Origin of the sequence: Streptomyces sp. NPDC047525, from assembly GCF_040643025.1 — a bacterium.
Classification (GTDB): Bacteria; Actinomycetota; Actinomycetes; order Streptomycetales; family Streptomycetaceae; genus Streptomyces; species Streptomyces durmitorensis.
Window position 1 is genome coordinate 53,543 of the sequence record NZ_JBEYTL010000024.1, and the last position, 18,567, is coordinate 72,109.

At 71.7% G+C, this 18,567-nt stretch carries 18 protein-coding genes and 2 pseudogenes; 11 read left to right on the forward strand and 9 right to left on the reverse strand.

Features of this window, described 5'->3' with window-relative positions:
* Positions 1-206 precede the first annotated feature (206 nt).
* From ABZ833_RS40980 to cobC, 3 genes and pseudogenes are all read left to right on the forward strand, one after another.
* Positions 207-575: pseudogene (locus tag ABZ833_RS40980) on the forward strand (cobalamin biosynthesis protein); the annotation flags it as partial.
* A 107-nt stretch (positions 576-682) separates the two neighbouring features.
* The gene (locus ABZ833_RS40985; protein ID WP_361058271.1) at positions 683-1,501 is read left to right on the forward strand and encodes a sirohydrochlorin chelatase; all 819 of its coding nucleotides are present in this window, start codon (positions 683-685) and stop codon (positions 1,499-1,501) included.
* Complete coding sequence (cobC, locus tag ABZ833_RS40990) at positions 1,485-2,549, forward strand: Rv2231c family pyridoxal phosphate-dependent protein CobC (RefSeq protein WP_361058273.1); 1,065 nt, start codon at positions 1,485-1,487, stop codon at positions 2,547-2,549. The genes ABZ833_RS40985 and cobC overlap by 17 nt, the downstream gene beginning before the upstream one ends.
* Before the next feature lie 48 nt (positions 2,550-2,597).
* On the opposite strand, the gene ABZ833_RS40995 is transcribed toward cobC, so the two are convergent.
* The gene (locus ABZ833_RS40995) at positions 2,598-3,533 is read right to left on the reverse strand and encodes an SCO1860 family LAETG-anchored protein (protein WP_361058275.1); all 936 of its coding nucleotides are present in this window, start codon (positions 3,531-3,533) and stop codon (positions 2,598-2,600) included.
* 319 nt (positions 3,534-3,852) lie between these two features.
* On the opposite strand from ABZ833_RS40995, the gene ABZ833_RS41000 reads away from it, so the two are divergent.
* Positions 3,853-4,665 carry a 2-phosphosulfolactate phosphatase gene (locus ABZ833_RS41000; protein WP_361058277.1) on the forward strand — a complete coding sequence of 271 codons (813 nt, stop codon included), beginning with the start codon at positions 3,853-3,855 and terminating at the stop codon, positions 4,663-4,665.
* Positions 4,666-4,681: 16 nt separating this feature from the next.
* Here ABZ833_RS41000 and ABZ833_RS41005 read toward each other — a convergent pair whose 3' ends face one another.
* Positions 4,682-5,779 (reverse strand): amidohydrolase family protein, encoded by a 1,098-nt coding sequence (locus tag ABZ833_RS41005; RefSeq protein ID WP_361058279.1) that lies wholly within the window; start codon positions 5,777-5,779, stop codon positions 4,682-4,684.
* An 88-nt stretch (positions 5,780-5,867) separates the two neighbouring features.
* On the opposite strand from ABZ833_RS41005, the gene ABZ833_RS41010 reads away from it, so the two are divergent.
* The 6 genes and pseudogenes from ABZ833_RS41010 to thpD all read left to right on the forward strand — a co-directional run bounded on the left by ABZ833_RS41010 (position 5,868) and on the right by thpD (position 11,315).
* On the forward strand, positions 5,868-6,971 hold the full coding sequence (locus ABZ833_RS41010) for an aminotransferase class V-fold PLP-dependent enzyme (protein WP_361058281.1): 1,104 nt from the start codon (positions 5,868-5,870) through the stop codon (positions 6,969-6,971).
* Positions 6,972-7,077: 106 nt separating this feature from the next.
* Positions 7,078-7,501, forward strand: a pseudogene (locus ABZ833_RS41015) (DinB family protein).
* A 332-nt stretch (positions 7,502-7,833) separates the two neighbouring features.
* The gene (ectA, locus tag ABZ833_RS41020) at positions 7,834-8,427 is read left to right on the forward strand and encodes a diaminobutyrate acetyltransferase (RefSeq protein WP_361058283.1); all 594 of its coding nucleotides are present in this window, start codon (positions 7,834-7,836) and stop codon (positions 8,425-8,427) included.
* Between the two features lie 74 nt (positions 8,428-8,501).
* On the forward strand, positions 8,502-9,773 hold the full coding sequence (ectB, locus tag ABZ833_RS41025; RefSeq protein ID WP_249590690.1) for a diaminobutyrate--2-oxoglutarate transaminase: 1,272 nt from the start codon (positions 8,502-8,504) through the stop codon (positions 9,771-9,773).
* Between the two features lie 96 nt (positions 9,774-9,869).
* Positions 9,870-10,274 carry an ectoine synthase gene (locus tag ABZ833_RS41030; RefSeq protein WP_249590689.1) on the forward strand — a complete coding sequence of 135 codons (405 nt, stop codon included), beginning with the start codon at positions 9,870-9,872 and terminating at the stop codon, positions 10,272-10,274.
* A 141-nt stretch (positions 10,275-10,415) separates the two neighbouring features.
* Complete coding sequence (gene thpD, locus ABZ833_RS41035) at positions 10,416-11,315, forward strand: ectoine hydroxylase (RefSeq protein WP_361058286.1); 900 nt, start codon at positions 10,416-10,418, stop codon at positions 11,313-11,315.
* Between the two features lie 93 nt (positions 11,316-11,408).
* On the opposite strand, the gene ABZ833_RS41040 is transcribed toward thpD, so the two are convergent.
* Positions 11,409-12,476 carry an alkene reductase gene (locus tag ABZ833_RS41040; protein WP_361058288.1) on the reverse strand — a complete coding sequence of 356 codons (1,068 nt, stop codon included), beginning with the start codon at positions 12,474-12,476 and terminating at the stop codon, positions 11,409-11,411.
* Between the two features lie 160 nt (positions 12,477-12,636).
* On the opposite strand from ABZ833_RS41040, the gene ABZ833_RS41045 reads away from it, so the two are divergent.
* Complete coding sequence (locus ABZ833_RS41045; protein WP_361058290.1) at positions 12,637-13,122, forward strand: MarR family winged helix-turn-helix transcriptional regulator; 486 nt, start codon at positions 12,637-12,639, stop codon at positions 13,120-13,122.
* Between the two features lie 151 nt (positions 13,123-13,273).
* On the opposite strand, the gene ABZ833_RS41050 is transcribed toward ABZ833_RS41045, so the two are convergent.
* The 6 genes from ABZ833_RS41050 to ABZ833_RS41075 all read right to left on the reverse strand — a co-directional run bounded on the left by ABZ833_RS41050 (position 13,274) and on the right by ABZ833_RS41075 (position 18,479).
* Positions 13,274-14,290 (reverse strand): maleylpyruvate isomerase family mycothiol-dependent enzyme, encoded by a 1,017-nt coding sequence (locus tag ABZ833_RS41050; RefSeq protein ID WP_361058292.1) that lies wholly within the window; start codon positions 14,288-14,290, stop codon positions 13,274-13,276.
* On the reverse strand, positions 14,290-14,904 hold the full coding sequence (locus tag ABZ833_RS41055) for a sigma-70 family RNA polymerase sigma factor (protein WP_361058355.1): 615 nt from the start codon (positions 14,902-14,904) through the stop codon (positions 14,290-14,292). Before ABZ833_RS41055 ends, ABZ833_RS41050 begins: the two co-directional genes overlap by 1 nt.
* A gap of 84 nt (positions 14,905-14,988) precedes the next feature.
* Positions 14,989-16,035 carry an aminotransferase class V-fold PLP-dependent enzyme gene (locus ABZ833_RS41060; RefSeq protein ID WP_361058294.1) on the reverse strand — a complete coding sequence of 349 codons (1,047 nt, stop codon included), beginning with the start codon at positions 16,033-16,035 and terminating at the stop codon, positions 14,989-14,991.
* 70 nt (positions 16,036-16,105) lie between these two features.
* A complete protein-coding gene (locus ABZ833_RS41065; protein ID WP_361058296.1) occupies positions 16,106-16,837 on the reverse strand; it encodes a DsbA family oxidoreductase in 732 nt (243 codons plus the stop codon).
* A 77-nt stretch (positions 16,838-16,914) separates the two neighbouring features.
* Complete coding sequence (locus ABZ833_RS41070) at positions 16,915-17,430, reverse strand: GNAT family N-acetyltransferase (protein ID WP_361058298.1); 516 nt, start codon at positions 17,428-17,430, stop codon at positions 16,915-16,917.
* A 35-nt stretch (positions 17,431-17,465) separates the two neighbouring features.
* Positions 17,466-18,479, reverse strand: a complete 1,014-nt coding sequence (locus tag ABZ833_RS41075) for a helix-turn-helix domain-containing protein (protein WP_361058300.1) — start codon at positions 18,477-18,479, stop codon at positions 17,466-17,468.
* Between the last annotated feature and the right edge of the window lie 88 nt (positions 18,480-18,567).

Below are 18,567 nucleotides of genomic sequence, written 5' to 3' on the forward strand. Positions count from 1 at the left end.
GATTGCTGCCTGGAGCGGACGGGGTGGCGGATGGCAGCGGTGTCGTCGTGCCCGCCTCCGGGGGCCCCGGGTTCTTCGGGATCGTACGGGCGTTCGCCGAGCGGTTCGGGCCCGCCGAACTGGACATCCGGCCCGGCGTCTCGCCACCGGGCGGGCACGAGGAGGGCTTCGTGGCGGAGTTCGTGGAGGGCTTCGTGGCGGACTTCGTGGTGGGCGTCGGTGCGGGCAAGGGGGTGCCCGCCGAGGAAGTCGTCGGGCTCGTCGAAGACACCCTCCGGGACGCGGGGATCTCGCCCGCCTCCGTCGCCGCGTTGGCGACCGTCGACACGAAGGCCGCGGAACCTGCAGTCGTCGGGGCGGCGGCGCGGCTCGGGGTGCCGGTCGTGACGTACACGGCCGACGAGTTGGCCGGTGTCGACGTGCCCAGCCCCTCCGCCGCGCCGCTCTCCGCCGTGGGTACGCCCTCGGTGGCGGAGGCCGCCGCACTGCTGCACGGCGGCGGTGAACTCGTCGTGCCGAAGCGGAAGTCGGCACCGGAAGGCCGGGCGTCCAGGGCGACCTGCGCGGTCGTACGCCGCTCGTACGAGGCGCCGCTCGAGAAGGCGCAGCTCCAGAAGGCGCCGCTCACGTCCGCGCCTCCTCAGGATCCGAACGGAACAGGCACAGCAATCAAGGAGTCCGAGTGACCACCCCGCCCGCACTGCTCATCGCCGGCCACGGCACCCGGGACGAGGCCGGGGCGGCCGCCTTCCGGGACTTCGTGCAGGAGCTCGCCCGCCGCAACCCCGGACTCCCGGTCGCCGGCGGCTTCGTCGAACCGTCACCCCCGCCGCTGGGCGACGCGGTCACCGACCTCGTCGAACGGGGCGCGAAACGTTTCGCGGCCGTCCCTCTGACGCTGGTGCCCGCCGACCGCGCCGACCACGCCGAGCACGCCGAGCACGCCAAAGGCGGCATCCCCGAGGCGCTCGCCCGCGAGAAGGAACGTCACCCCGGCACCTCGTACGTCTGCGGCCGCCCCCTGGGCCCGCACCCCTCACTCCTGAACGTCCTCGGCCGCCGCCTCGACGAGGCGCTCGGCGGCCCGGCCCGCACGCCCCGGGACCGCGCGGACGTCACCGTCCTGCTCGTGGCCCCCGGTTCGACCGACCCGGAGGCCAACGCCGAGGTCCACAGGGCGGCCCGTCTGCTGTGGGAGGGGCGCGGTTACGCGGGTGTGGAGACGGCGTTCGTGTCGCTCGCGGCGCCGGACGTGCCGTCGGGCCTCGACCGCTGCGTGCTCCTGGGCGCGCGGCGGATCGTGGTCCTGCCCTACTTCCTCTTCACCGGCGCCCTGCCGGAGCGGCTCCTCCAGCAGACGGAGGGCTGGGCGGCGGCGCACCCCGAGGTCGAGGTGCTCCCGGCGGACGTGATCGGCCCCGAGGAGGAACTGCTCGACCTCGTCATGGAGCGCTACCGGGAGGCGGCCGGCGGTGACGTCACCCATGCACCCGCACACTGACCACGACGGCGGGCCTGACCTGCGGCATCACGGAGACGCCGAGGTCCGGGGCGCCGTCGGCGTCACCGACCTCGCGGTGAACGTCCGCGCGGACACCCCGCCCGCCTGGCTGAAGCGGCACATCGCCGCATCGCTCGACGGCCTCGCCGCCTATCCGGACGGCCGGGCGGCGCGGACGGCGGTGGCGGCACGGCACGGCGTGGCGCCGGAGCGGGTGCTGCTCACGTCGGGCGCGGCGGAGGCGTTCGTACTCCTCGCGCGCGCCCTGAAGGTGCGTCAGCCCGTGGTGGTGCACCCGCAGTTCACCGAGCCAGAGGCAGCGCTGCGGGACGCGGGGCACACGGTGGGGCGGGTCCTGCTCCGGGAGGAGGACGGGTTCCGTCTCGCGGGGGCGACCGTCCCGGAGGAAGCCGACCTGGTCGTGATCGGCAACCCGACGAACCCGACGTCGGTCCTGCACCGGGCCGCCTCGATCGCCGAACTCGCCCGTCCCGGGCGGGTGTTGGTGGTGGACGAGGCGTTCATGGACGCGGTGCCCGGGGAGCGGGAGGCGCTGGCGGGCCGTACGGACGTACCGGGGCTCGTGGTGCTGCGGAGCCTGACCAAGACCTGGGGTCTTGCGGGGCTGCGGATCGGTTACGTCCTGTCCGACCCGGAGACGATCGAGTCGCTGGCCGCGGCGCAGCCCTTGTGGCCGGTGTCCTCGCCCGCCCTCGCGGCGGCGGAGGCCTGCGTGACGCCCGCGGCGCTGGCCGAGGCGTCCGAGGCGGCGCTGCGGATCGCCGCCGACCGGGCCCATCTCCTGCGTGGGCTGAGGGAGTTCACCCACTATGGGGTGCGGGCCGTGGAGGACGCCGAGGGTTCCTTCATCCTGCTCCGGGCCCCCGGGGCCTCGGCTCTCCGCGAACGCCTGCGGGAGCGGGGCTTCGCCTTGCGGCGCGGGGACACGTTCCCGGGCCTCGGGGACGAGTGGCTCCGGGTGGCGGTGCGGGACCGGGGGACGACGGATCGGTTGCTGGGGGCGTTGAGGGCGGTGCTGGGGAGCTGAGGACCTTCCTTCCCCAACCCCGCCCCGATCCCCCACGGGCCAAAGGATTCAGCCCCTGCGCATCCGCCGGGCCATGAGCACCGCTGCCCCGCCCCCGGCGAGCAACAGCACCCCGCCACCCAGCAGGTACGGAGTGGCGGAGTTCCCGCCGGTCTCGGCGAGGTTCGCCTCGGCGGGCTTCTCCGGCTTCGCGGCCACCGGCTTCTCCCCCGCGCCCCCCTGCGGCTTCACCGGGGGCGAGGGCTCCGGCTTCGCGGCCGCCGCCGGTGTCTCGCACGACGCACCCGCGAGCGTCAGCGTCCCCTCCACCTCCGCGACGTTCAGCTTCAGCGGGTTCACGGACACCTTCAGCTCCAGGGCGGACGCCGCCGCCGTACGCGATGTCGTGTGCGTCTTCGACAGGTCGAGCCGCACCTCTCCGACCCCCGGCACCGTCACCTGGGTCGGGCCCCCCGCCGACAGCGTGACCTTCTTGCCGAGCACCGTCACGCCGCCCAGCAGATTCGCCTCGGCGACCGGCCGCTTGCCCGCCGCGCAGACCGCCTTGGACGTCACCTGCTCGACCTCGATCAGGGACAGCAGGGGCAGGCCGGGCACATGGACCTTGGCCCGCGCGATGTTGCTGTACCCCTCCGCCTTCCCGTCCTCGACGGTCGCCTTCGCGGTGGCCACGTCCGCCCGCAGCACGCTGAACGCCTGGCCGCCGCTGACGCCGTCCAGCTTGGCGGTGAGCGCGGTCTTCTCGGCGCTCGCCGGCGCCTGAACTTCGTTGAGCGAGACCCGGAGCGGGACGTTCAGGGTCTTGTTGAGCAGGGACACGTCGAGCCCGGTGCGCAGCACGACGGCGTTCGCGCGGCCCTTGTCGCCGCCCGTGGCCGAGGCGGGGCCCGCGGTGGCGAGCGCCGCGGGTCCCACGACGAGGACCGTGGCGGTGGCGATCACGCCGAGGCGGCGTGCGGGCAGGCGGAAGGCATTGCTGTTCAAGGTGGTGGAACCCCCACAAGAGTTACGGAGCCGCCAAAAGCGCCGCGCTTCGCTGGATGGGGACATCGCTTGAGCGCGGCACCGGCAACATCGACAGGGGGAATCTTTACGCACTGAGAGTGAATAGCCAGCGACGAAGCGTGAGTTCACTCCAAAGGGAGGTTTCCGCCCTTGCTTTCGAATCTTCCGGCACGGACGTTCCCACCAGCCCCCCGAGCAACTCCCTGGCTCGAACACATCGCTTGCCGCCCGGCTCATGGCCGAATGATGTGCAACGAAACAGAGGCCTCGCGCGTAACGCTCCGTCAATATGAGGCACATGAAGCACATGGGGCAGGCACAGCGCACGACCGGCGCGGAATGGTTCGCACAGGGCGCGTACGGGGTGCGGTTCGAGTGGGGGCCCGAGGGGGCCCTGCGGCTCATGGCGGCCGGGGACGTGACGTGCCTGGTCGTCGTCGACGTGCTGTCGTTCACGACGGCGGTTTCGGTCGCGGTGGACGCGGGGACGAGGGTCTTCCCCTACGCGTGGCGGGACGAGAGCGCCGTCGCCTTCGCCGCCGAGCGGGACGCCGAACTGGCGGTGGGGCGACGCGCGGTGACCTCCGGGTCGCCGTGGTCCCTCTCGCCCGCCGCACTGCGCCGGGCACCCTTCACGCCCCGCCTCGTGCTGCCCTCGCCCAACGGGTCGGCGATCGCCGCGGCGGCGGGTGCGTCCGGGGCAGTCGTCGCGGGGTGCCTCAGGAACGCGACGGCGGTGGGGAGCTGGCTCTCCGGGCAGGGGTACGGCGGGCCCGACCGGCCCGTCGCCGTGGTCGCCGCGGGTGAGCGGTGGGCCGACGGGGGCCTGCGCCCCGCTCTGGAGGATCTGCTGGGAGCGGGGGCCATTGTCTCAGCGGTCGCCTCCGCACTGCGCGGAGCCCGGCTCTCGCCGGAGGCCTCCATGGCAGCCGCCTCGTACACGTCCTGTGCGGACGTCGCGTCGGCGGTCGCCGACTGTGCCTCGGGGCGGGAGCTGCTGGCCCACGGCTTCGCGGAGGATGTGGCGGTGGCCGTGGAGTCGGGCGCTTCGGAGCGGGTGCCGGTGCTGGAGGGCGGGGCTTTCTCTCCCGCCGGACCCGCCCCTGCCTAGGAGCCCCTCCCGGGGGCTACCCCACCACCCTCCCGTTCAGGACCACCCTCCGCGGGTTCCCCAACTCCCCCACGTCCTGGCGCGGATCGGCCCCGTACACCACCAGGTCCGCCGGTGCTCCCTCCACCAGCCCTGGCCGCCCCAGCCAGGACCTCGCTCCCCACGTGGTCGCCGACAGCGCGTCCAGTGCCGGGATCCCCGCCAGCCTCAGCTCGGCCACCTCGGCGGCGACGAGGCCGTGGGCCAGTGAACCTCCCGCGTCCGTGCCCGCGTACACGGGCACCCCCGCGTCGTACGCGGCCCGCACCGTGTCGTAGCGCCGCTCGTGCAGGCGGCGCATGTGCCGTGACCACTTCGGGAACTTCGACTCGCCGCCGTCGGCCAGCTGCGGGAACGTCGCGATGTTCACCAGCGTCGGGACGATCGCGACGCCCCGCTCGGCGAAGAGCGGGATGGTCTCCTCGGTCAGGCCCGTGGCGTGCTCGATGCAGTCGATGCCCGCCTCGACCAGGTCCCGCAGGGAGTCCTCGGCAAAGCAGTGCGCCGTGACCCGCGCGCCCAGGCGGTGTGCCTCGGCGATCGCGGCCTCCACCTCGGGCCGTGGCCAGCACGCCGTCAGGTCTCCCGCGTCGCGGTCGATCCAGTCGCCGACCAGCTTGACCCAGCCGTCGCCGCGCCTCGCCTCCTGGGCGACGTACGCGACGAGGTCGGAGGGCTCGATCTCGTGGGCGTAGTTGCGGATGTAGCGGCGCGTGCGCGCGATGTGGCGGCCCGCCCGGATGATCTTCGGGAGGTCCTCGCGGTCGTCGATCCAGCGGGTGTCCGAGGGTGAGCCCGCGTCGCGGATCAGGAGCGCGCCGATCTCGCGGTCGGTCAGCGCCTGCTTCTCGGCCGTGGCCGCGTCCACCGGGCCGTGCGCGTCAAGGCCCACGTGGCAGTGCGCGTCGACCAGGCCGGGGAGCGTCCAGCCGTCGATCGTGACGTCCGGCGCCGCCGCCGGGCGGTCGTACGTCACCCTGCCCCCGACCACCCACAATTCGTCCCGGACCTCGTCCGGGCCGACCAGCACCCGACCCTTCACGTGCAGCACCGTGTGATGGCTGTGATCGCTCATGTACAGCAGCTTAGGAGCCTGTCGGTACGCTCGGTCCGGCAGCCCGAACGAACTCGTGAGCGAAGTGAGCAGCGAAGTGAGCAGCACCGTGACGACGCATCCATTCCTTGACCTGGCCCCCTTGAGCGCCCAGCACTTCGCCTCCATCGAGGAGCGCGTCGCCGGGCTGCTCTCCACCTCGCAGGACGTCGTGATCATGCAGGGCGAGGCGCTCCTTCCCCTGGAGGGCTGCATCCGGGGAGCGGCGCAGCCCGGCACGACCGCGCTGAACATCATCACCGGGCCCTACGGGCAGACCTTCGGGAACTGGCTGCGGGACTGCGGCGCGACCGTCGTCGATCTCGCCGTCCCCTTCCACACCGCCGTGACGGCGGAGCAGGTCCGCGAGGCGCTCGCCGCGCACCCCGAGATCGACTTCGTCTCGCTCGTCCACGCGGAGGCCGCGACCGGCAACACCAACCCCGTCGCCGAGATCGGTGAGGTCGTACGCGAGCACGGCGCCCTCTTCATGCTCGACGCCGTCGCGTCGGTGGCCGCCGAGCCGCTGCTTCCGGACGCGTGGGGCGTGGACCTGTGCGTGATCGGCGCGCAGAAGGCGATGGGCGGCCCCGCGGGCGTCTCGGCCGTCTCCGTCAGCGAGCGGGCCTGGGCCCGCCTCGCCGCCAACCCGCAGGCGCCCCGCCGCTCCTACCTCTCCCTCCTGGACTGGAAGGAGCGGTGGATCGACGGCGGGCGCAAGGCGCTGCTGCACGCACCGGCCCAGCTGGAGATGCTCGCCCTTGAGGCGTGCGTGGAGCGCATCGAGGCGGAGGGGCTCGACGCGCTGATGGCGCGGCACGCCACCGCCGCCGCGGCGACCCGCGCGGGCGCGATCGCCCTGGGCGGCGGGCTTACGCCGTACGTCCATGAGGCGCGGGACGCCGCTCCGGTCGCCACGACGCTGCGGGCCCCGGAGGGCGTCGACGCCTCGGTGCTCGTCGCCAAGGCGCTCGCGGCCGACCCGGTGCTTCCGCTGGTCGCCGGCGGCGGCGCGCTGGCCAAGGAGATGATCCGGGTGAACCACTACGGCCCCGACGCGACCCGCGGCGTCGTGCACGCCTCGCTCGCCGCACTGGGTGCCGCGATGGGCGAGGCCGGTCTCGCGGTCGACCTCGAAGCGGCACGCCGTGCGGTGACGGCCGCCTGGCAGTAGGCGCCCCCGTCTTCCCGGTGGCCGCGAGTTCATGCGGCTCCGGGCCACACCAAGCTCAGAGCGAACAGCCGACGTCCGGGTGGGTGTCCATGGCAGCGTGACCGCCATGCCCACGCTCCCGGACGGCCGCCCTGTCCCCGCCCCGACGGCGGGCGAGCCCGCGATGCCGGCGGACTGGCTCGACTTCCATCGCGGGACCCTGGCGGTCAAGTGTTCCGGGCTCGATGACGCACAGACCCGTACCGCGTCGGTCCCGTCCTCGTCGCTGACGCCGCTCGGTCTCGTGCGGCATCTGGCCGAGGTGGAGCGGAACTGGTTTCCAGCGCGTGCCCGCCTGGCGGGACCGGGAGCTGTGCGAGGGACGTTCGCCGGACGGCGTCGGGCGGCTGAGCGAGCGGGAGGTTGCCGTGACGGGCGGCGCCGAGGTCAGCCTGCGCTGGATCCTGGTCCACCTCGTCGAGGAGTACGCACGGCACAACGGTCACGCCGATCTCCTCAGGGAGGGAATCGACGGGTTGACGGGGCCGTAAATACTCTACGTAAATTCACGGACGCATTCTCACCGCTTCTTTATCCACTTTATCAGCACAGCTTCCCGTATTCTTCTGCCCGCTTTCCGGAGACCTAAACACTAAGGTTTCGTCAGCACCAAGTCTCACAATTCGGACAGGCTTCGTGGGAGTTACGGTTCTGTGACGTACTCCACATCGCGCCCGCTTTGCGGCCTATGACCCCAGCAAATCAGGCCATATCGCCGGGGATTCCTGCGGGCGCGCACCCCCGCGTGATAACACATGGGGCGCTCTTACGTAACCCCTCCCGCCGATGCAATTAAAGAAATTGCTCGGTAAATTCAATCCGCATGACCGCTGCACAAGCCGATCTACCGACCGACCTGCAAGCGAATTCCCTGGAAATGCCCGAGGGGTTGCGCCTCGACACCCCCGACGTCGCCGACGGCGCCGCAATCTGGCGGATCGCCCGCGACTCGAAGGTGTTGGACCTCAACTCCTCGTACAGCTACCTGCTGTGGTGCCGCGACTTCGCGGCGACCTCCGTGGTGGCCAGGGACGCGAACGGTGAGCCCGCCGGGTTCATCACCGGCTACATCCGGCCCGAGCGGCCGCGCACCCTGGTGGTCTGGCAGGTGGCCGTCGACCAGGCGCACCGAGGCCGCGGCCTTGCCGGTGCGCTGCTCGACGGTCTCACCGCCAAGGTCGCCGCCGACCGGGAGCTGGTCTCGGTCGAGACGACCATCACGCCGGACAACACCGCGTCCGAGCGGCTCTTCACCTCATACGCACAGCGCCACGGCGCGTCGGTCGAGCGCACGGTGCTCTTCGACGCGGGGCTGTTCCCCGACGAGGGGCACCTGCCCGAGGTCCTGTTCCTCATAGAGCCGATCACCGAGACCGGGACAGCCGCGCAGATCGAGTCGGCCGAGCCAGTCGGCTGAGTTCCGCCGTTCCCCCCACGAACCACCTGTCACCCCCCACCTCCCACGTCTTTCCATCTCCCAGGAGATCTGCTGTGACCATCACCCAGCCCGACCTGAGCGTCTTCGAGACCCTGGAGTCGGAGGTGCGCAGCTACTGCCGCGGTTGGCCCACCATCTTCGACCGTGCGCAGGGCAGCCGCATGTTCGACGAGGACGGCCACTCGTACCTCGACTTCTTCGCCGGGGCCGGCTCGCTCAACTACGGCCACAACAACCCGGTCCTCAAACGCGCCCTGATCGACTACCTGGAGCGCGACAGCGTCGTCCATGGCCTCGACATGTCGACGACCGCCAAGCGCGCGTTCCTGGAGTCGTTCCAGAACATCATCCTGCGCCCGCGTGACCTGCCGTACAAGGTCATGTTCCCCGGCCCGACGGGCACCAACGCGGTCGAGTCCGCGCTGAAGCTGGCCCGCAAGGTCAAGGGCCGCGAGTCGATCGTGTCGTTCACGAACGCCTTCCACGGCATGTCGCTCGGCTCCCTCGCGGTCACCGGCAACGCCTTCAAGCGCGCCGGCGCCGGCATCCCGCTGGTGCACGGCACGCCGATGCCCTTCGACCGCTACCTCGAGGGCACGACCCCCGACTTCGTCTGGTTCGAGCGTCTGCTCGAGGACCAGGGCTCCGGCCTCAACCAGCCCGCCGCCGTGATCGTCGAGACGGTCCAGGGCGAGGGCGGCATCAACGTCGCCCGCGCCGAGTGGCTCCGCAAGCTCGCCGACGTGTGCGAGCGCTGGGACATGCTGCTGATCGTCGACGACATCCAGATGGGCTGCGGCCGCACCGGCGCGTTCTTCTCCTTCGAGGAGGCGGGCATCACGCCGGACATCGTGACGGTGTCCAAGTCCATCAGCGGCTACGGCCTGCCGATGGCGCTGACGCTGTTCAAGCCCGAGCTGGACATCTGGGAGCCGGGCGAGCACAACGGCACCTTCCGCGGCAACAACCCCGCCTTCGTCACGGCCGCCGCCGCCCTGGAGACCTACTGGTCCGACGGCCCGGCCATGGAGAAGCAGACGCGCGCCCGCGGCGAGCAGGTCGAGGAGGCGTTCAAGGCGATCGTCGACGAGAACCCGGGCGCCATCAAGGAGTACCGCGGCCGCGGCCTGGTCTGGGGCATGGAGTTCCTGGACAAGGAGCGCGCCGGCGCCATCGCCAAGCGGGCCTTCGAACTCGGTCTGCTCATCGAGACCTCCGGCCCCGAGAGCGAGGTCGTCAAGCTCCTTCCGGCGCTGACGATCACCGCCGACGAGCTGGACGAAGGACTTCGCACGCTCGCCCGTGCGGTGCGCGAGACCGCCTGATCGGTGCGGGAAGCCGCCGGGGCGCTGCGCACGCGGCGCCCCGGCGGCCCTCGGGCCGCGTCTTCACCCCCGTAAGAGAAAAGGAACCAAGTCACCGTGATCGTCCGTTCGTTCAAGGACATTGAAGGCACCGACCGGCACGTGAAGGCCGCTTCGGGCACCTGGGAGAGCAAGCGCATCGTCCTCGCCAAGGAGCGGGTGGGCTTCTCGGTCCACGAGACCATCCTGTACGCGGGTACGGAGACGTCGATGTGGTACGCCAACCACATCGAGGCCGTCGTGTGCACCAAGGGTGAGGCCGAGCTGACCGACGACACGACCGGCAAGAAGTACACGATCACGCCGGGGACCATGTACCTGCTCGACGGGAACGAGAAGCACACGATGCGGATCAAGGAGGACTTCCACTGCATCTGTGTCTTCAACCCGCCTGTCACCGGTCGTGAGGACCACGACGAGAACGGCGTGTACCCGCTGCTCACGGAGCCGGAGCCGGCCTAGTGCCGACGGCGGGCTTGAGCTCCGCCGCCGCGCAGCAGGGCTGAAGCACGCCCCCTGAATCTCCCCCGCCGCCCTCTTCCTCTGGGCGGCGGGGGTGTACATCCCGGAAAGGGCCGTACGAGAGGAGAGGCAGGCAACACCATGACCACCGCACCCGAACGCACCGCCGACCTGTACCCGACGCGAGGCACCGAAGAGGTCCTCATCGAGCGCAAGGACCCCGTCGTGTGGTCCGAGCCGGGTACGCCGGGGCCCATCGTGGCCGAAGACCTGGCGGGGTTCGAACGGGACGGATTCCTGGCGATCGACCAGCTCATCACGCCCGACGAGGTGAGCGTCTACCACGCCGAGCTCGAGCGGTTGATCGATGACCCCACGATGCGGGCGGACGACCGGTCCATCGTGGAGCCGCGTTCCCAGGAAATTCGCACCATCTTTGAGGTGCACAAAATCAGCGAGCTGTTCGCGAAGCTCGCCGCCGATCCGAGGGTGGTGGGTCGGGCCCGGCAGATCCTGGGTTCCGACGTGTACATCCACCAGTCGCGGATCAACGTGAAGCCCGGTTTCGGTGCCTCGGGGTTCTACTGGCACTCGGACTTCGAGACCTGGCACGCCGAGGACGGCCTCGCGAACATGCGGACTGTCTCGGTCTCCATCGCGCTCACCAAGAATCACGACACCAACGGCGGCCTCATGATCATGCCGGGGTCGCACAAGACGTTCCTCGGCTGTGAAGGCGCGACGCCGAAGGACAACTACAAGCGTTCCCTGCAGATGCAGGACGCGGGCATTCCCTCGGACGGGACGCTGACCAGCCTCGCATCGGAACACGGCATCCGGCTCTTCACCGGTGAGGCCGGCTCCGCGACCTGGTTCGACTGCAATGCCATGCACGGTTCGGGGGACAACATCACGCCTTTCCCGCGCAGCAACGTCTTCATCGTGTTCAACAGTGTGGAGAACACGGCGGTGGAGCCGTTCGCGGCGCCGATCCGGCGGCCGGATTACATTGGGGCTCGGGACTTCACTCCGGTGAAGTAAGCAGTCTCGTATGAGAGTTGGCCCGGCACCTGGGGGTGCCGGGCCGAACTTGTCTCACGCTTGCGCCGTGGTCGCTCTGTGCTTGCTCTGTGCTTACAGCGCCGGGTAGTCCGTGTAGCCCTTCTCCGTGCCGCCGTAGAACGTCGACGTGTCAGGCGTGTTGTACGGGCCTTCGGCCTTGAGGCGGGCCGGCAGGTCGGGGTTGGCCAGGAACAGTGCGCCGAACGCGACGATATCCGCGGCGCCTTCCTCGACGAGCGCGAGCGCGTCGGGTCCTGTGGGGCCCTCGGTCGCCGGGTTCAGGATGAACGGGCCGTTGAAGCTCGCGCGCAGGGTGGTCGACAGGTCGCGGATCGGGCCCACCTCCATGATGTGCAGGTACGCCAGGTCCAGGGCGCTCAGCTCCTTCACCAGGGAGGTGTACGTCGCCTCGCGCTCGGCCTGGGGCTCGGAGATGTCGTTGAAGGGGTTGCCGGGCGAGAGGCGCAGGCCGGTGCGGGCGGCGCCGATCTCGGCGGCGACCGCCCTGGCGGTCTCGACCGCGAAGCGGATGCGGTTCTCCGGGGTGCCGCCCCATTCGTCGGTGCGACGGTTGGAGCCGGGGGCCAGGAACTGGTGGATCAAGTAGCCGCTGGCGCCGTGGAGTTCGACTCCGTCGAAGCCCGCGTCGATCGCGTTGCGGGCCGCGGCCGCGAAGTCGCCGATGGTGGCGCGGATCTCGTCGCCGGTCAGCTCGCGGGGCGTGACGAAGTCCTTCGGGCCGTCGGCCGTGTACACCTGCCCCTTGGCGGCGACGGGCGAGGGGGCCACGTTCACCAGGCCGTCGGGGAGCAGCGCGGGGTGGCCGATGCGGCCCGCGTGCATGATCTGCGCGAAGATCCTGCCGCCCGCTTCGTGGACGGCGGCGGTGACCTTGCGCCAGGACTCGATCTGTTCGGCGGAGTGCAGGCCCGGGGTGTCCGGGTAGCCCTGGCCGACGGCGGAGGGCTGGATGCCCTCGGTGATGATCAGGCCTGCGGATGCGCGCTGGGCGTAGTACTCGGCGGTGAGCTCCGTGGCGGTGGCGCCCGCGCCTGCGCGGCTCCGGGTCATCGGGGCCATGGCGATGCGGTTGCCGAGCAGGGTGCCGGAGAGGTCGAGGGAGTCGAACGCGGTGGTCATCAGTGCCCCCAGGGGAATGTAATTGGTCGGCCAATCAATCGGCCTGGCGTCACTGTAACTCATTCCTTGGCCGACCAAGCTAATCTGGAGGAACGCAGGTGCGCGGGTGCACTCCTGCACGCCTACCGACCGAGCGACCGACCTAGACCGAGGAGTCCCGATGAAGGCTTCGGCCGACCCCGCCTGTACCGAGCTCCCCACCGCGGCGCGGCGGGGTCCCGTCAGCCACACCGTGAGCCGGGTGGCCCGGCTGCACCGGATCGCGGCGGGCAAGGTGCTGAAGGGGCTCGGGCTCTACCCCGGCCAGGAGTTCCTGATGATGTACCTCTGGGACGAGGGGGCCGTACGGCAGTCGGAGCTCATCAAGGCGGTCGACCTGGACCCGTCGACGGTCACGAAGATGCTGCAGCGCCTGGAGCAGGCGGGCCACGTACGACGCCGCCAGGACCCGGACGACCGCCGCGCGGTCCTGGTCGAGGCCACGGACGCGAGCTGCGGGCTGCTGGCGGAGGTGGAGGTGGCGTGGGGAGAGCTGGAGGAGCGCACGCTGGCGGGGATGGACGAGGGCGAGCGGGGGGAGTTGGCGCGGCTGCTGGGGCGGGTGGAGGCGAACCTGTGCGGGGAGGCGGGGGGCGGGGGCGCCTAGGGGTGCCGGGGCGCGCGGCATGTCCACCCGCGCCTGGCACCGCGGGGCAATCAGGCGGGTGGGCGGGAAAGCTTGTTCGTGGCTGTCGAAGCTGCGGGGTGAACGGGCAGGTGGGCGGGAGAGGTCTGTTCGGGCAGAGGGAGCCCCGGGTTCAGAGCCAGGCCAGGGACGCCGCCCGGGTCAGGACCCGGCCCGCGGCGGTCTCACTGCCGGAGATTCCCCTGGGGACGACCGCGGGGTCCACCCTGCCGCCCATGAGCAGGCAGAAGTCCACCGGGTCCAGGACCAGCTCCGCGCTCACCGGCTCCGCCCCGCTGCCCAGGATCCACGACACCTCGCCGCCCTCCCCCGCGACGGTCAGCGCGACGTCCGGCGCCTTGGAGCCCATGGCCAGCTCCAGGGTCCGTACGGCCAGGCGCACCAGCTGCCACAGGTGGGCGGTGCGGGGCGGCGGGACCGGCATGTCCAGGGCCCTGCCGATGTCGTCCGTGTGCACCCACGCCTCGAAGGCCCGGACCAGGAAGTGGTCGGCGAGCGGAAGCCGGGCGCCCATCAACATCGTCGCCCGTCCGGCCAGTTCGGGGTCGTGTGCCTCCGGGGAGGACAGGAGCGCGGTCGCCTGGTTCCGCCAGGACTCGATCGTCTCCGCCGGGGTCCGGACCCGCTCCCGGGCGAGGACCTCCTCCGTACGCGCCGCCCAGGCCACCCGCCACGGAGTCCCGTCCACCCCGTCCCACGCCGAAGGCGCCCGCAGACCCAGACGCACGGCAAGCGGCTCGTCCGCGGCCAGCAGGTGCGCCACCGTGTCGTGGACGTCCCAGTCGTGCACGACCGGGGTTCCCCAGGCCTCGCGCTCCGCCAACTCGCCCAGGAGCGCCTGGAGTCCGGCCACGGCGGCAGCGTACGGCGCGGCGTGCACAGCCGTGCGGGAAGCCGCCGGGCGGGTGCGCAGGGCAAGGGCGAGGCCCCGCCCGGCGGGAGCGGGCCCGGGGTCGGCCAGGGGCGGGCCGTCCAGGCCCTGGACCGTCGCCCGCAGGCGCCCCGCCTCCGCCGCACACCGATCGCAGTCGGCCAGATGCGGGGCGACCGTACGCTCGTCGCCCGGCATGAGCGCGCCGACGGCCCAGGCCCCGAGAAGTTCACGTACGGCTTCGTGATCCGTGGTCATCACGCGCCTCTTTCGCCTGGAGCGTCGGCAAGTGCCGGGCCGGGTGGATCGGTTGGATCAGGTGGGTCGGGTGATTCGGTCAGGGCTTCGGCCAGTCTGCGCAAGGCCGCCCGTAAACGGGTCTTCGCCGTCCCCTCGGGGATGCCGAGTTCCAGCGCCGCCTGGCGGTACGTGCAGCCCGCGAAGTACGCCAAGTGCACCACCTGGCGCTGCGGGAGCGGCAGCCGCGCCAGGGCGGAGTGCAGGAGCAGGGAACGTTCTCGTGCCATGACCACGTCTTCCGGGGGCGGATCCGGGGTGGGGATCGTGTGCAGGGTCGTGTCGTCGGCATGTGCGGCCTTGCGGTGGCGCTCCTCCCCGCGTACCCAGTCCACCGCCCGCCGATGCGCCAGCATGCACAGCCAGGTGCGCAGACTGCCCCGCCGCGCGTCGAACGCGTAGGGCCTGGACCAGAGATGGGCGAAGACCTCCTGGGCGACGTCCTCCGCGGCGGCGGGGCTGCGGGTGACGCGCCCCGCGACGCGGTGCACGAGGGGGCCGTACGTGTCGTAGGCCTCGGCGAGAGCCGTCTCGTCGCCGTACACCAGGCGCCGGTGCAGGTCGGTGTCCCTCATGGGCTGCTGAGCCACTGACACCACCGCCTCGTGAGGCCACCCCGTCCTGCATTCCTAGTGCCCCGCCGCCCTGCGCGCCAGGGTTCAGCCGGAGAGCACGTCGAGGATCCGGTCCACGTCCGCCTCCGTGTTGTACAGATGGAACGAGGCTCGCAGGTGCCCCGCCCGTGCGGAGGCGAAGATCCCGGCCCGGCTCAACTCGGGCTCCCTGTCGGCGATTCCGGGGACGGACACGATGGGCGAAGCGCCGGGCACCGGCACGTGGCCGAGTTCGGCGAGTCCCGCGCGGTAGCGGGCCGCGAGCGCCGTGTCGTGGGCGTGGACCGCTTCGACGCCGGTCTCCTCCAGGTAGGCGAGGGAGGCCGCCGCTCCGTGGTACGCGAGGAACGCGGGGGGTTCGTCGTAGCGGCGCGCGTCGGGGGCCAGTTCCGAGAGTGGGCCGTACGTGGAGTTCCAGGAGTCCGCCGACGCGAGCCAGCCGCCGTGCAGCGGGACGAGGGACTCCTGCGCCTCCTCGCTCACCGTCAGGAACGACGTGCCGCGCGGGCAGAGCAGCCACTTGAAGGCGCCGGTGACGGTGTAGTCGTACAGACTCGCGTCGAAGGGCAGCCAGCCCGCGGCCTGCGTGGCGTCGTTGAGGGTGCGGGCGCCGTGGGCGGCGGCGGCCTCGCGCACCGCCGTGTCGTCGGCGAGACGGCCGTCGGCCGACTGCACGACGGAGTACACGACGAGCGCCGTGGTGGGGCGGATCGCCTCGGCGAGTTCCTCGAGCGGCGCGTAGCGGATCTTGAGGTCGCCGCGCACCACGAAGGGGTTGATGATCGAGCTGAAGTCCCCCTCGGGGAAAAGGACTTCGGATCCTGGCCGCTGCGCAGCGGCGATCAGCCCGGCGTGGACGGCGACCGAGCCGCCATGGGCCACGCGCGCGTGGGGCACGCCCACGAGCCGTGCGAAGGACTCGCGGGCGGCCTGCACGATCCCGAAGTCGCCCGAGCCGCCGCGCCTGCCCGCGCCGTTCTCGGCCGCGAGGCTCTGGATGGCCTCGACGGCGCGTGCGGGCAGCAGGCCGCAGCTCGCGGTGTTCAGGTACGTCGACGTGGGCGCGAACTCGGCGCCGTTGATGATCCCCATGGGATCAACTCTCGCGCCCCGGCGCACCCACGTCCATCGCGTATGCGTGGAGGCGACCGTTCAACGGCGCTTAAGCGTCGTCACCCGCGGCCTGCGGGACCGCGCAGCCGTCAGGACCGCAGGCGTCGCCGTCGCCGCCGTCCGCGAGGGTGGTGAGCGGCGAGCGGCTGCCCCACGCCTGCTCCAGGGCCTGCGCGAAGACGTCGGCGGGCTGTGCGCCGGACACGCCGTACTTGCGGTCGAGGACGAAGAACGGCACGCCGTTCGCGCCGAGTTCCGCGGCCTCGCGCTCGTCGGTGCGTACGTCGTCGGCGTAGCGGGACGGGTCGGCGAGGACCGCGCGGGCGTCGTCCGCGTCGAGACCGGCCGCGACCGCGAGCTCCACGAGGCGCTCGTCGTTGTCGAAGACGGAGCGCTCCTCGGCGAAGTTGGCGCGGTAGAGGAGCCCGAGCAGCGCGTCCTGGCGGCCCTGCTCCTTGGCGAAGTGCAGGAGGCGGTGCATGTCGAAGGTGCTGCCGTGGTCGCGGCCCTCGGTGAGGTAGTCGAGGCCTTCGGAGGAGGCGTTCACTCCGAGGTTCCGCTCGGCCTCCTGGGCCTGCTCCTCGCTCATGCCGTACTTCTTGGCGAGCATCGGGATCACGAGCCCGCTGTCGCCCTTGGCGCGCGAGGGGTCGAGCTCGAAGGAGCGGTGCACCACCTCGACGTCGTCGCGGTGCGGGAAGGCGGCGAGTGCCTTCTCGAAGCGGGCCTTGCCCACGTAGCACCAGGGGCAGGCGATGTCGCTCCAGATCTCGACGCGCATGTGACTAGCTCTCTTCAGGTCGAACGGTAGTGCGGAGGATCCCTCCGGTCAGTTGAACAACGTACGACCTGCCACGCTCATTCCCCGGCCGTCCCGTCGGCCGTTTCCTCGGCCGTCCCGTCGGCCGTCACAGCCAGCCGCATCCGCAGGTGGGTGCCCGCGCCCTCGCCCGGCTCCGCGGGCCGCCAGCCGTGGCGGACGTAGAAGGCCTGGGCGCGCCGGTTCTCCCGGTGGACGTCCAGCGTGGCCGTCCGGATGCCGTCGGCCCGCCACTCCTCCACGCACGCGGCGTGCAGGGCCGCGCCGACCCCGGCACGCCAGTGTCCGGGGTCGACGTGGAACTGGAAGAGCGCCACGGTGTCCGCCGCCTCGCCCTCGGGCGTACGGAAGGACGCGACGCCCACGATCCGGCCCTCGCGGACCGCGCACAGCACATGCCCGGCACGGCGCTCGACGGCTCCCCGCCACATCGCCGTGCCGTCGACGCCTTCGTCCGGCAGCCCCTCGGGGTAGTACGTGGCGCGGGCGCGGGCGTGCAGGGCCGCGAGGGCCGGAGCGTCGGCGGTGAGGGCGGTGCGTATGACGGTCGGCATCACGGTCCGCATCGTCGTGGGGAGTGCTGAGTGGATCACGCTGCGACAGACGCGTTCCGGGAGCTTTGGGTTCCAAGGCGGCTGAACTGGGCGCGGTAGGCGCTCGGCGTGAGCCCGGTGCGGCGCACCAGGTGGCCGCGGAGCGAGTCGGCGGTGCCGAGCCCGCAGGCCTGCGCCACCTGGTCCATGGAGAGCGAGGTCGTCTCCAGGAGCTCCTTGGCCCGCTCGATGCGCTGGTGGAGGAGCCACTGCAGCGGGCTCACCCCGCTCTCGGCGTGGAAGCGCCGGGTGAGGGTACGCACGCTGACGCCCGCCTGCCGGGCGAGGTCGGTGAGCGTGAGCGGCTCGTCGAGGTGGCGCATGGCCCAGCCACGGGTGTCGGCGCAGGCGTTGCCGCGCTCGGGCGGGAGCGGGGTCTGGGTGAACTGGGTCTGACCGCCGGGGCGCACGGGGGCGACGAGCGCGGCCCTGGCCACCTGGTTGGCGACGGCCGCTCCGTAGTCGGTGCGGATGATGTGCAGGCACAGGTCGATCCCGGCGGCATAACCGGAGGACGTCATGACCTGCCCGTCCTCCACGTAGAGGACGTCTCCCTTGAGGTCGAGCGACGGATAGCGGCTGCGCAGCTCCTCGGCGAGCTGCCAGTACGTGGTCGCGCTGCGCCCGTCGAGCAGTCCCGCCTCCGCGAGCACGAACGCGCCGCTGCAGATGGAGGCGATGCGCTTGCCCGCGTCGGCGGCCTCACGGACGGCCGCGACGGTCCGCGGGTCGGGTGCGTAGCGGTGTCCGGTGCCCGCGACGAGGAGGGTGTCGGCCTCGCGCACGGCGTCGAGCCCGTGCTCCACGTGGAGGCTGAGCCCGCCGGTGGTGGCGATGGTGCCGGGCTGCGGGGTGCAGACGACCACCTCGTAGCCGGGTCCGCCCGCCACCTCGACCTTGTCGAAGAGCATCTCGGGGACCGCGAGGTTGAACATCGACACCGGTGAGGGCGCGATGACGGCGACGCGGTGCGGCCGGTGGGACGGGCGGGCGGACTTCGGGCGGGGCATGGCCAGAACCTCCGGAGGCATGGCATTCAGGCCACTACTGTAGCCGCGCCCTGGTCAGCAGACTCATGGACATGGCAACGAACTCCCT

Bases quoted from the DNA above. Each gene is read 5' to 3' on its own strand.
- ABZ833_RS41005 (WP_361058279.1), bottom strand. From the start codon at position 5,779: ATGAGCGATCACAGCCATCACACGGTGCTGCACGTGAAGGGTCGGGTG.
- cobC (WP_361058273.1), top strand. From the start codon at position 1,485: ATGCACCCGCACACTGACCACGACGGCGGGCCTGACCTGCGGCATCAC.
- ABZ833_RS41065 (WP_361058296.1), bottom strand. From the start codon at position 16,837: ATGCGCGTCGAGATCTGGAGCGACATCGCCTGCCCCTGGTGCTACGTG.
- ABZ833_RS41070 (WP_361058298.1), bottom strand. From the start codon at position 17,430: ATGCCGACCGTCATACGCACCGCCCTCACCGCCGACGCTCCGGCCCTC.
- ABZ833_RS41050 (WP_361058292.1), bottom strand. From the start codon at position 14,290: ATGACCACGGATCACGAAGCCGTACGTGAACTTCTCGGGGCCTGGGCC.
- thpD (WP_361058286.1), top strand. From the start codon at position 10,416: ATGACCACCGCACCCGAACGCACCGCCGACCTGTACCCGACGCGAGGC.
- ABZ833_RS41000 (WP_361058277.1), top strand. From the start codon at position 3,853: ATGAAGCACATGGGGCAGGCACAGCGCACGACCGGCGCGGAATGGTTC.
- ABZ833_RS41045 (WP_361058290.1), top strand. From the start codon at position 12,637: ATGAAGGCTTCGGCCGACCCCGCCTGTACCGAGCTCCCCACCGCGGCG.
- ectA (WP_361058283.1), top strand. From the start codon at position 7,834: ATGACCGCTGCACAAGCCGATCTACCGACCGACCTGCAAGCGAATTCC.
- ABZ833_RS41055 (WP_361058355.1), bottom strand. From the start codon at position 14,904: ATGAGGGACACCGACCTGCACCGGCGCCTGGTGTACGGCGACGAGACG.
- ABZ833_RS41060 (WP_361058294.1), bottom strand. From the start codon at position 16,035: ATGGGGATCATCAACGGCGCCGAGTTCGCGCCCACGTCGACGTACCTG.
- ABZ833_RS41075 (WP_361058300.1), bottom strand. From the start codon at position 18,479: ATGCCCCGCCCGAAGTCCGCCCGCCCGTCCCACCGGCCGCACCGCGTC.
- ABZ833_RS41040 (WP_361058288.1), bottom strand. From the start codon at position 12,476: ATGACCACCGCGTTCGACTCCCTCGACCTCTCCGGCACCCTGCTCGGC.